Genomic DNA, 12,095 nt, shown 5'->3' on the forward strand with positions numbered 1-12,095 from the left:
ATATTTAATTTCGATTAGGCTCGGCTAGAGCCGAATTTACGCCTGTGGACAAGAACCCGCCGACGGGCTTGGTTGAAGCAGGAAGCAGACCCTTCAGGAGCAATCTTGATTGAATGGTAAGACGAGCAATAAGTTTAACCAAGTTTTGTGTAGCAGCTTCGCTTCATCCTAATTGGCGCTATGTATGCCTTGTTGGGCGAAGATTGCTTTCTTTAGCAGCGCAATAGACATCTCCATAAATGAACTATACGTTGCCCGAAACCCTTGTAGAGACGTAGCATTGCTACGTCTCTACATCTTTTCTGGAGATATCTAATGAGCATGTGAAGCGATGCCTGATTGTTCTGACTGAGGACGTTGTGTCGCTTCCTTAGGATGTGTCTTTTTAGGCATGGTGCGGAGCCGGAGACGCTTCGCCTCCGGTCAATTACATTCCTCCAAGCTTAGTTTGACACCTCGACTAAGGTAGTTTTTGACATACCTCCTCGTCCTAAAGTCCGAGGATTCCTTAACGCTTCATTGGGTTGTGCTATCGAAATAGTCTTATCATCCCTCGACGTTCGTTTATAGTCTCCTAATGCCCTATGGCGACTATATCTATTTTACCATAAAGCCGTCAAGCTTATGACGGGGCTTGAGTCCCATTTTTTCGGTCATTGCGAACGAAGAGAAGCAATCCCAAAAACTGAGATTGCTTCACTCCACTGCGTTACGCTCGCAATGACATTTTATATTTAATTTCGCCCAGATACTAACTACTAACCATTACCATCAAGATATGTGTATCGCCGCAAACTTTGTTCGTAAGTTTGTAGCAGTCGCTGAGATTCCGCTAGGGTGATGCGATTTTCTTCTAAAGCTAGTTCGCAACGCTGGCGGATTTTTTCTACCAAATCCTCGGAGTCGTACTGCACGTAGCTGACTACTTCGCTCATGGTGTCACCTTTGACGACGTGTTCAATCTGATAACCTTTAGGAGTTAGTTGGATATGAACTGCGTTGGTGTCGCCAAATAAGTTATGCAAATTGCCCATGATTTCCTGGTAAGCTCCATTCAGGAACATGCCTAAATAATAAGGTTCTCCTGGATTGAAGGTGTGCAGTTCTAAAACTGACTTGACATCGCGCAGGTCAATAAAGCGGTCTATTTTGCCGTCACTGTCGCAGGTAAGATCCGCCAAAATCCCTCGTCGGGTCGGTTCTTCTCCCAAGCGGTGTATCGGCATAATCGGGAATAGTTGATCGATCGCCCAACAATCTGGTGCTGATTGAAACACCGATAGATTGATGTAATAGATGGAAGCCATGATTTTCTCTAGGTCTTCCAATTCGTCGGGTACGTATTCTTCCTGTCTTGTTATGTCAAGAATTTTATGACAACAAGCCCAGTAGAGCCGTTCTGCTTTGGCTCGTTCTCTGAGGCGCAAAATTCCCAAATTGAAGCGGCTGATGGCTTCTTCTTTGAATTGAGCAGCGTCGTGGTAAAACTCTTGGAAATTCTCCTTGTTGATGCCTTGGTACGTTTCCCAAAGGTAATTAATAACGGGAGGTTCTCCCTCTTGTGGGGGTTCTGGTGGTTCGAGGGGAATCTCGCTGGTACTGAGAACGTCAAAAATCAGTACAGATTGATGGGAAGCGATCGCTCGTCCACTTTCGCTAATCAGTGTTGGTACGGGTATTTCCCGTTCGGCACAGGTATCTTTTAACTCTGCCACGATGTCGTTAGCATAGTTTTGCATGTTGTAATTTTTCGAGGCATAGAAGTTGGTTTGCGAGCCGTCGTAATCTACACCCAAGCCACCACCGACATCAAGATATTTCATGTCAGCCCCTAGCATCGCCAATTCTACGTAAATGCGGCTGGCTTCTTGAATGGCATCTTTAATTACATTAATGGCGGAGATTTGCGAACCGATGTGGAAGTGCAACAACTGCAAAGAATCCAGCAAATCAGCTTCGCGTAACTTGTCAACTGCATCGATAATTTCCGGCATCGTCAAACCAAATTTAGCGCGATCGCCGGATGATGCTCCCCAGCGTCCCATGCCTTGGGTACTGAGTTTAGCGCGGACTCCCAAAATTGGCTTAATTCCTAACTGGCGATTGACATCAATTACCAAATCCACCTCTTCAATCTGTTCTAAGACAATTATCGGGGTCTGTCCTAGTCTTTGGGCTAACATCGCCGTTTCGATGTATTCCCGGTCTTTGTAGCCATTGCAAGTTAACAATGCTCCGGGTGTATCCAGCATAGCCAGGGCAATCATTAACTCTGGCTTGGAACCTGCTTCTAAGCCAAATTGATGAGGTCTGCCAAATTTTACCAAATCTTCAATTAAGTGCCGCTGCTGGTTGCACTTAACGGGAAACACCCCACGGTAAATACCTGGGTAGTTGTAACGGGCGATCGCTTTGGCGAAACATGCATTTAATCGCTCAATCCGGTCTTCCAAAATATCGGAAAATCGAATTAATAAAGGTAATCCTAAATTACGCTGCTTTAGGGCATTGACTAATTCAAATAAATCTAGAGAACCCCCGCGATCGCCCTTAGGAGAAACCGTGATATGACCAGCCGCACTAATGGAAAAATAAGGCTGTCCCCAACCTTCGATGCGGTAAAGGGCTTCGCTATCCTCAATTTTCCAGCTGACGCGAGACGCGTCGCTAGTGGTACTAGGTGGTAGCAGCTTTTTTTGCTTTTGATTCTTCACTTCAGCTTTATGTCCATTAGCCGGAGGTTGCACCACCTCTTCGGATGCATCAGTTGACTCAACACGCATTTCTTCCTGACCTCTGTGTGTCACCCACAAGTAATCAATTTAACGCATTAATAAAGCAACGTATATGCACCCAGAGATGATTTCTAAGATAAACTCTGATTGGTCATTGGTTGAGAGTTAGTTGTTGGTGGTTGGTGGTTAGTTGTAACTACTAATACCATTTGTCTATGAAGGTGCGCCTAATGAGTGCCCACGCAGGTGGGCTTCGTTCGTTTAGCCCCAGGCTAAAGCGCCTGTTCGCGCAGCGTGCGCTCGGCGCAGGGCGTTATGTGCAGCCTCACATAGAATTGGTATAACCACCAACTACTAACAAAGAACAAATTCATTAAGTTTGAGGAGATGACGATGGAACGCACATTTTTAGCAATTAAGCCTGATGGGGTACAGCGCGGACTGGTAGGTGAAATTATCGGTCGCTTTGAAACTAAAGGCTTTACTCTGGTTGGCTTGAAGTTTCTCAAACCCAGCCGGGAATTGGCTGAAGCGCACTACGATGTTCACCGCGAAAGACCCTTTTTTGCTGGGTTGGTGGAGTTTATCACCTCTGGACCGGTGGTAGCGATGGTTTGGGAAGGTGATGGCGTAATCGCCTCTGCGAGAAAGATAATTGGCGCTACAAACCCTCTGAATGCGGAACCAGGGACAATTCGGGGCGATTTAGGCGTAAATATTGGTCGCAACATCATACACGGTTCCGATGCTCCGGAAACCGCGCAAAATGAAGTTTCTCTGTGGTTTAAGGAAGATGAGTTAGTCGGTTGGCAACCCGATATTATGCGTTGGTTGCACGAGTAACTTAGGAGGGGGGAAGGGGAGAGGGGGAGAGAGGGGGATGGGGAGAGAGGGGGATGGGGAGAAATAATTGTCCTCCACTCCCCCACTGCTCCACTCCCCCACTGCTCCACTCCTCATTTTGAGACTTCGCTCTTTTCGGGTTCTTCTGATAGTTCTAGGGTAGTGCGCTTAGAAAAGCCCCAAGCAAAGATGAGAGCGATCGCACCAATCATCACCCATTCTGGGGGGACAAAGCTATCGTTGACCACTTTTAAAAGTAAGCGCAAACCCACCAACGCTACAGTGATATAGCCTGCGTCTTCTAAATAGACATATTCATCCAACCACTTGATAAACAAACCTGCCATATATCGCAGGGTGATAATACCAACAGTTGCCCCTGTGAGCACCAACCATTTTTCTTGAGAAACTGCGATCGCTGTTGTTACACTATCCAAAGAAAATGCTAAATCTGTGAAAGCAATCACGGGGATAGCTTGCAATAACGAGTTAAAGCGGGGACCGTGATGCTGATTATCCTCACCTTCTTCTGAGGTAAAATGTTGGAATACCAGCCACAGCAGGTAAGCAGCACCCAATACGTTAAATTGCCAAAATTGTTGCACCCAGGTTGCGGTGAGAATTAGGGTGATGCGTAGCACGTAGGCAACGACTAAGCCGAAATTGAGGGCTTTACGTTCGAGTTCTTTGTCTTCGAGTCCTTGCGCGATCGCAGCGAGGGCGATCGCATTGTCAGCAGATAGTACAGCCTCTAGTAAAATCAGAACGAGCAGGACTAAAGGTGCTTCGACGCTAAAGCGAAAGTGAAGATAATCAAAAATTTGGTCTAACATTCAGATTCTTTTTTACCGCACCTTGAAAAAGTCAGTATAAGGGTAAGTGTAAATTTAAAATAGGGATTAATTTCCCTCTTTAATACAGCTTAACAGGCAAGCGGGTGATTTCTGTTTATGCGCTATGGGCGATTTTACGGCACGCAAGCGCGGATTTTACTCTAAAAATTTTTGCGGATTGTGAAGGTAAGGCGATCGCCTAAAATCTATATTCCAATTTACATGCGATCGCGTGCTGACTTTGTTCCATCTTACCCTAACCCTTAATTTCAGTTGATTGCATTGGTTTTTGAGGTTGTTTGAGAGGTGTTGAAATTATCTTTCGTCCACTCTGGGCTTGTCGCTTTTGCCAATCAGCAAACATAGCTTCCAAATCATAATTAAATGCTTTAGCGTGTTCTTCACGAATTCGATAGATTTCTTCTACAATCTCGTCTTTCCACATTAAATTACAATCCTAAAAGTTCATACGGTGTACAAATTATTGGTAGCTCATACCCAAACTCAGTGCTAATTTTTGAAAGCTTTTTTTGAATCTGAGCATTGGCAATGTGCTTACAGTTCCACGTTAGCAAATAATCCAGTCCGTAAACTGTTGCTATTGTGATATTTGAAGATTTTTTTGATTGAAATCATCACTACGAAATTGAAAGCGAAAAACTACCTTGCGATCGTCTGGGTTATCTCGATTCTTATCAGCTTCTATTTCTCCACGACCAGCAGCTAATATTTTTTGGCTTAAAGGTACTTTGGTAGGAAAATTCATTTCCGAGAAAATGTACCGATAAACTGAAGCCGAACGCAGTAAGCTAAGTTCTAGATTAATTTTTTCGTCTCCTTCTGAGCTTGTGTGACCCTCTATAACTACGCGGCTAACTTCTTTCTCAAATTCAGGTTTGGAGAAAATCACCCCGCTGTAAACGGGAATAAAGCTACGCAGAAAGTCTTTACCTTCGGGTTTCAGTTCGGTACTTCCCTTAGCAAACAAAATTGATTCTTGGATGCTGACATCTCCTGTTTCGGGACTAACTTTGACATTAATGTTGTTGCTTTTCATTTGTCCCACAACATTGCCAATTACCACTCGTTTTGGTGCATCTTTCTCTGCTAGCTGAAGTAGTGCAGTGATAAAAAGTAGCATAAAAAACATCAGCAAACCTGACATCAAATCGCCAATAGATAAATAGATATTAGAATCATCATCGTCAGCAATTTCTGATTCAAAAAATTCGCATTTTGTGAAATCATTCATGATGGTTATTCCCGTTATATCAATTCTTTGTGATGTTGCGCTTAATCCCCCTCAGGCTAGAAGCCTGGGGCTATACGAACAAAGCCTGCCTACGCAGGCTAATTATAGGAATCTTCTTTGTTTATTTGTTGGACAGTTGCTTGAATTTTATTCATACTTTGATCTACTTCTTGAGTCAACTCACTGCGTCTCTTAGCTTCATCTTGAAAAACGGTATCCAAATTAGTCACTACCGCAGCTAAACCATCGCGTTGTTTGCCTAGTGTCCCTTCCAGTAAGTTATTTTGTTCTATAAAGAATGCCTGTAAATTCGCTTGATATTGTTCTCGGAATTGTGTTAAATCGTCTTGCACCGTTTGACGAGTTGCTGTGAGTGTGTGGTCGATATTTCCTAATGTGGCAATAAGATTCTCTTGACTACGATTCATCAATTTGCAAGCTTGATTACCGACTGTTTCTAGAGTGTTAGTCTGCTGCTCGAAGGCTGTATTTGCTTGTGCGAGAATGTGGATAATTCCAGTCCGAGTAGCTTGAAACATATGCTTTTCTACTTCTGCTCGTTTTTGCAGCGCTGTTTCCAGTTCCTCTCTAATTCCTCGGAATGTATCAGCCGCATTTTCTGCACTTGCTTCAAAAGCACTTTGTTGAACGGTCATTCCTTGAATACTTTGGTCGATAGCTCGATTAATATCGTGAGCAGTTTGTTCTAAAACACCTTTTGTATCTGTTTCAAATTGACTCAAAGTTTGTTTGAGATGAAGAGCGAAATCTTCAAGGCTAACTAAAGTCTCTTTTTGAAAGTTTTGAATTGTGACGATGGAACTTGCCAAATCTTTGTGGAGAGTTAGCACAGCTTCGGAAGCTTGCTGAGTTAATTCTGCACTTTTATCTAAGCGAGCAGCAATGGGTTGGAGTACTTCAATTCGCAAATCTTTAATAAGTTCTTCTAAAACTCTTTGTCCTTGATTTTCTTGGAGTTCTCTGAGTTTTTGCTGCTCTTCAAATATTCCTCGCAGTGGTGGTACAATAACTGACTGCATCTCCTTTCCTACAGCTTCACCAATAGCTTCAGCACTCAAGTTTATCTCTGTCAATTTGTCTGCTACAAGGTTAAGAACTTGTGCTATTTCACTGTTAGCGTTGTCTGCTGTTTCTAAAGTAGCGATCGCTTTCAACTTTTGTCTTAAATCATCACGTCGTTTTTGACGTAGTGAATCACATATAAACAAAATTATCGTGAACAAGCTACCAGAACCAAGTCCCATCAATGAAGTAGAAAAAGCTGTTTTCATTCCCACCAATAATTCCTTACTGGAATTCATTAACTGCTGGGAACTTGTTGTATCTAAATTGATTCCTTGTAATCCTTGTTGAATACCATAAAATGTTCCCAAAACACCGATTGCAGTACACAAAGTAGTCACGAAGCGCAGGGAACTGCGAGGTATTGGACGCGCTAAAACAACTGGATAATTTATAAGTATAAATTTGCCATTTTTTATTTTTAGATGTTCCTCTTTCCATTGCTGAAGCTTGAAATTATCATGTTTTTGACTTTTGTTCGGATTTCTCAAGCTCTGAATTGCATCTGCTGTTTCTCCGCATTCTGAATACCAATACTGCCATAATGTGTAAAGCTCAACAATAATTGCCACAAGTAATACAATAACAGTTGCCCAATGAAAAGGCTCGTTCTGCCAAACGATGTCCCAAATTTGTGCTAAATTCACACAACACCCCTTGTGATTTTAGTTTCAGCCATTAATGCTTTTGCCTTATTTTTCCCACAAATAAGGCTGATCTAACTTTTGCGATAAAATACAGCAGCCTATCGCGATAAGATCGAATACACGTTCCAGACGTAGCACTGCTACGTCTCTACAAGATTTTGGGTTTTATATATCTACTTTATTTACCTGAAATTTGCTGTAGCAATTTTTGACGCTGTGAGTGCGATCGCTTCTCAATAAATACTGGAGTGTAAATAAATGCTCTTAAACGTAGTAAGGGATTCAGCCCTTAAAATCGAAGCTATGAGCGGTAAACCGCTCACTACGAATTAAGAGTACATGACGTTTCATGAAACGTCTCTAGATTATCTCTGCCAACTTTGACAGCAGACTATTTGCTAAATTCAATAATTCCATATCATCTATTTCACGAGCATCATAATTATTTTCCCTACCACATAAGAGATTTATTACAGCATATAACTTGTCATTTTCTTCGCTCAGGCTAAGACATTCTTCTAAGTTGACTGCTATATCAAATAAAGAACGTTCTCCTAATATCTGCCTCACCCTCACAGCTACATCATCATTACTTACCAAAAATTCTTTCAGCAAGTCTAAAACCGATTCTTCTTCCCACCTTTCCAACCAATCTCCATGCACATCCTCAACGTAAAGATGGACAAAATCAACTCCATAATTTAACCAATCCTGCTGCATGTTTCGTGCTGTAGCTAAAGCTTCCGAAAATCTATCCACTTGTTGGTTGCCGTTACTTTGTTGTTTGTTAGGCATAAATTATGCTATAAGTTGATTATTATGTATGTTTAAAAAACGTTAATATTTAACTTTTGACAATCTTAATAAAATTTTAAATACTTTCCACCAGAAAGATAAGCGCTGTTAAATAGCGCCACGTTAACTAATTCGTTGATAAAATTAACTTCTGCCGGATTGTAACTAAAAAACAGTCCTCTTTCTATTTCCCACAATACGAGTGTATTTTTCCAATATTGATACTTATGCTGATTCAATTCTTCTGAGACGCTGGTAACTTGAATACAAAGTGGTTTCTGTTGACTGTTGCTGATAATTAAATCTGTTGCCATAGAAAGGTCGGCAATATAACGCTGCCAAAAACTTCCCTCTCGACGGACAATATCTTTAGCTATTAATTTAATAATATCATTATCCGCCTGATTAAACTCCCCCGCCATTAATTTTTGTCGCCAAATACCAAACTTGGGATCTGTTTCATTTAGCCATTTGGGAAAAAGATACTGGTACCAATATCTCTCAGTAGGTGTCATTTGCGCGAACTTTGCTTGTTGTTCTTCTTCAGTGGGTAAAGATTGAATCACCAACCAAACGGTAGAATCTGCAATCACTTCTAAAAGAAAAGCAAGGACAAATGGTTTCGCAGTCAGCGAACCAACTTTTATGTCTTTTACCCAACGATTAATTTCATCTAATCTTCTCGCTAAATTGGGGTCTAGCGAGGAGGCTTGCTCAATGAGAAACTTTAGCTTCTCCTTAATCTCTTTTGCTTGCAAACGATGCCCTAATTTCAGTAACAAAAGCTCTATTATAAATTTATACCGATTTGTTGCCAAAAAGTTTTCCGTTTAAAAAAAATATATTTTAACGTTGTTCATTGTGAGGTTGCGCTTTATTTACCCTCAGCCGATCGCACGCGATCGCGTTCAGGCTTCGGTGCCCTTGTCATTACCAACATATTTCAAAACCCTCGAAGAATGCCGCTATCTCGCCTTAGAATAAATTCTAAGGCTAATAGCACAAGTCCATTAAAATGGACTGAAAGCTTTATTTAGTCCTCTTTTAGAGGAATGCGCGCTGTTAGACAACGGTTTATAACCGTTGGCGGGATAAGGGTTTTACGAGTTTTGTAGGGTGTGTTATGCCGTAGGAAGATCGCACCCTACCAGATTTTCGGTGCGTTAGGACGCTTCGTCCATAACGCACCCTACCAGATTCAAGCTGCGTGGGCGCTCTTAGACGCATCTTCATATATAAAAGGTATTAATACAGCATTTCATTAATCTGATCGCTTTGTTAAATTTGGCAATACCCTGCAATGCCAATGCAAGCCGATGCAATAGACATCTCCAGAAAACAATGTAGAGACGTGAAATTTCACGTCTCTACAAAGGTTTCGGGTAACGCATAATTAATTTCTGGAGATGTCTAATGTTAATGCATCCCGATGCAATGCCAATGCAAGCCGATGCAATGTTAATGCAAGCCGATGCAATGTTAACCCACATCTTGCACCCAGCCCTAGCGATGTTCGTAATCGCGGCTACACAAACGAAGTCCGCCTGCGCGGACTAATGTAAAATCAAGGTTTTCAACCCGCGTAGGTGGGTTTTGCCTGTGTAGCTGCGATTTCTAATTGCCTGGTGCAAGATACTTTGAAGTTGGCATTTCGCGTAGCGGCTACCGGCGGAAAAACCCTATAAGCCTTCCCAACCATGAATTGCTAGCGCTCATCTCAGCCCGCAAAATTTCCAAATTTTCACGGACAGTAACTGTATTTGGATGATTAATCCCCAAAACCCGCTCACACACTGCTAAAGCTTGGATATACAGCGGTTCGGCTTCACTGTAGCGTCCTTGGGAATTGTAGAGATTTGCCAAGTTGTTCAAGCTCATGGCAACCGAGGGATGTTCTTCTCCCAGCAGGCGTTTATAAAGTGCTAAAGCTTCGATTAACAGCGGTTCGGCTTCACTGTAGCGTCCTTGGGAATAGTAGAGATAAGCCAAGTTGTTCAAGCTCATGGCTACATCGGGATGTTCTTCTCCCAGCAGACGTTTATAAAGTGCTAAAGCTTGGATATACAGTGGTTCGGCTTCACTGTAGCGTCCTTGGGAATTGTAGAGATTTGCCAAGTTATTCAAGCTGGTGGCAACCGAGGGATGTTCTTCTCCCAGCAGGCGTTTTCGCAGTGCTAAAGCTTGGATATACAGCGGTTCGGCTTCACTGTAGCGTCCTTGGGATTTGTAGAGATAAGCCAAGTTGTTCAAGCTCATGGCTACATGGGGATGTTCTTCTCCCAGCAGGCGTTTTCGCAGTGCTAAAGCTTCGATTAAAAGCGGTTCGGCTTCACTGTAGCGTCCTTGGGAATTGTAGAGTAGTGCCAAGTTGTTCAAGCTGGTGGCAAAATCGGGATGTTCTTCTCCCAGCAGGTGTTTATAAAGTGCTAAAGCTTCGATAAACAGCGGTTCGGCATCACTGTAGCGTCCTTGGGAATTGTAGAGTAGTGCCAAGTTGTTCAAGCTGGTGGCAAAATCGGGATGTTCTTCTCCCAGCAGGCGTTTTCGCAGTGCTAAAGCTTGGATTAACATCGGTTCGGCTTCACTGTAGCGTCCTTGGGAATTGTAGAGATTAGCCAAGTTGTTCAAGCTGGTGGCAACATGGGGATGTTCTTCTCCCAGCAGGCGTTTTTGCAGTGCCAAAGCTTGGATATGCAGCGGTTCGGCATCACTGTAGCGTCCTTGGGATTTGTAGAGATAAGCCAAGTTGTTCAAGCTGGTGGCTACATGGGGATGTTCTTCTCCCAGACTGGCTCTGAATACTTCTACACACTGCTTGTACCAAGGTTCGGCGATCGCATACAAACCCTGTCCTTCATAGAATGTGCCCAAACCCAGGAAAACCGAAATTAAATCTTCATTACTCACCGCATCAATAAGATTTTGTGCCACTTCTGTTAAATGGGGTATGGCATATTGCACTGAGTTGATGTCCTCAACAGTGGGTGTGTGGGGTATTTGCTGGGCAATTTTTATAAATACAGCCGCAAAATGTCTTCGTAAGTCCTGTGTGTTTTCTAATGCTGCTAACTTTGTCTTGAGAAATTCCCGAATTAAAGGATGTATTTTGTAGCAAGCTTCTTTCTCTTGCAGCCTTTCAATTAAATAACGCTTGTAAAGTTGCTTTTTGGCTTCGTTAATTTCTCGCTCTGTACAATTAAGCAAATCAGTTGCAGATTCTACCCATTTCCAAGAAATAACATCTGGGGCAAATAAACTCAAATACGCTCCCACACGCTGGGTTATGGGGTTGAGTTGTTGCCAGCTTAATTCAAATACGGCTTTCAACCCTCGCGTTGAGGGGTTTATTGCTTCATCTTCCAGTCGCTGCGCTTTCAGCCGTTGTAACATCTCTGCTAGAGATAAATCTGGATCTTGGTCTAAATACCGTCGTACTAATTGCAACCCCAAGGGCAGATATCCCAACCATTCGCACAATTTTTCGGCATCAACTCGTTGTTCACCTTTTAATGTCAGCAATTCCAAAGCTTTATCTGGTGGTAGTACATTCAGAGGTAATTCCTGCACATTGTCGAGGTTTCGCAAGCGGGTTGTCAGCAATACGCGGAAGCGGTTAGTTGTTGGTAGTAGACTTTGACTAGTTTCCCAATTTCCATCAGTCACATCATCTAATACTACCAACACCAGCTTTTCTGCTGGTTGCCAGTTTTGCCAACACCAAGCTACCTGTTCCTGGAGATTCAGCGGTCTTTCTCCCAGTTTTTGGGGTACTTCCTGCATGTATGATAAAACTTTAAACAAAATATAGTCTAACATAGTCAGATATAGTCTAAAACCCGACAAGTAATGAAATTGTCTGATTATGCTAAAACTTTGGGGATTTCATATCTTACAGCTTGGCGACATT

10 protein-coding genes and 1 pseudogene are annotated in these 12,095 nt (G+C 42.6%); 2 read left to right on the forward strand and 9 right to left on the reverse strand.

From position 1 onward, the window contains the following. Window positions 1-758: 758 nt before the first annotated feature. Entirely contained in the window at window positions 759-2,783 is a 2,025-nt protein-coding gene (speA, locus tag OGM63_RS03315; RefSeq protein ID WP_263744084.1) for a biosynthetic arginine decarboxylase, read from the reverse strand. A gap of 345 nt (window positions 2,784-3,128) precedes the next feature. Between speA and ndk the strand changes: the two genes are divergently transcribed. Next, window positions 3,129-3,578, forward strand: a complete 450-nt coding sequence (gene ndk / locus OGM63_RS03320) for a nucleoside-diphosphate kinase (RefSeq protein WP_263744085.1) — start codon at window positions 3,129-3,131, stop codon at window positions 3,576-3,578. A gap of 113 nt (window positions 3,579-3,691) precedes the next feature. Here ndk and OGM63_RS03325 read toward each other — a convergent pair whose 3' ends face one another. The 7 genes and pseudogenes from OGM63_RS03325 to OGM63_RS03355 all read right to left on the reverse strand — a co-directional run bounded on the left by OGM63_RS03325 (window position 3,692) and on the right by OGM63_RS03355 (window position 9,006). Next, window positions 3,692-4,411 (reverse strand): MeeY/MeeF family manganese export membrane protein, encoded by a 720-nt coding sequence (locus tag OGM63_RS03325; RefSeq protein ID WP_263744086.1) that lies wholly within the window; start codon window positions 4,409-4,411, stop codon window positions 3,692-3,694. A gap of 256 nt (window positions 4,412-4,667) precedes the next feature. Further along, on the reverse strand, window positions 4,668-4,856 hold the full coding sequence (locus OGM63_RS03330; RefSeq protein WP_263744087.1) for a hypothetical protein: 189 nt from the start codon (window positions 4,854-4,856) through the stop codon (window positions 4,668-4,670). 4 nt (window positions 4,857-4,860) lie between these two features. Next, window positions 4,861-5,022 (reverse strand): annotated as a pseudogene (locus OGM63_RS03335) (type II toxin-antitoxin system VapC family toxin); the annotation flags it as partial. After that, on the reverse strand, window positions 5,010-5,663 hold the full coding sequence (locus OGM63_RS03340) for an OmpA/MotB family protein (protein ID WP_263744088.1): 654 nt from the start codon (window positions 5,661-5,663) through the stop codon (window positions 5,010-5,012). The gene OGM63_RS03340 and the pseudogene OGM63_RS03335, both read right to left, overlap by 13 nt. A gap of 98 nt (window positions 5,664-5,761) precedes the next feature. Next, a complete protein-coding gene (locus tag OGM63_RS03345; protein WP_263744089.1) occupies window positions 5,762-7,393 on the reverse strand; it encodes a coiled-coil domain-containing protein in 1,632 nt (543 codons plus the stop codon). A 360-nt stretch (window positions 7,394-7,753) separates the two neighbouring features. Further along, window positions 7,754-8,188, reverse strand: a complete 435-nt coding sequence (locus tag OGM63_RS03350; protein WP_263744090.1) for a hypothetical protein — start codon at window positions 8,186-8,188, stop codon at window positions 7,754-7,756. A gap of 65 nt (window positions 8,189-8,253) precedes the next feature. Beyond that, a complete protein-coding gene (locus OGM63_RS03355; protein WP_263744091.1) occupies window positions 8,254-9,006 on the reverse strand; it encodes a hypothetical protein in 753 nt (250 codons plus the stop codon). Between the two features lie 43 nt (window positions 9,007-9,049). Here OGM63_RS03355 and OGM63_RS03360 point away from each other — a divergent pair, with 43 nt between their 5' ends. Further along, a complete protein-coding gene (locus OGM63_RS03360; RefSeq protein ID WP_263744092.1) occupies window positions 9,050-9,172 on the forward strand; it encodes a hypothetical protein in 123 nt (40 codons plus the stop codon). A gap of 678 nt (window positions 9,173-9,850) precedes the next feature. Here the strand turns inward: OGM63_RS03360 and OGM63_RS03365 are convergent. Next, entirely contained in the window at window positions 9,851-11,968 is a 2,118-nt protein-coding gene (locus tag OGM63_RS03365; protein WP_263744093.1) for a tetratricopeptide repeat protein, read from the reverse strand. Window positions 11,969-12,095: the final 127 nt, after the last annotated feature.

Source organism: Plectonema radiosum NIES-515 (genome assembly GCF_025753815.1).
GTDB lineage: Bacteria > Cyanobacteriota > Cyanobacteriia > Cyanobacteriales > Nostocaceae > Hassallia > Hassallia radiosum_A.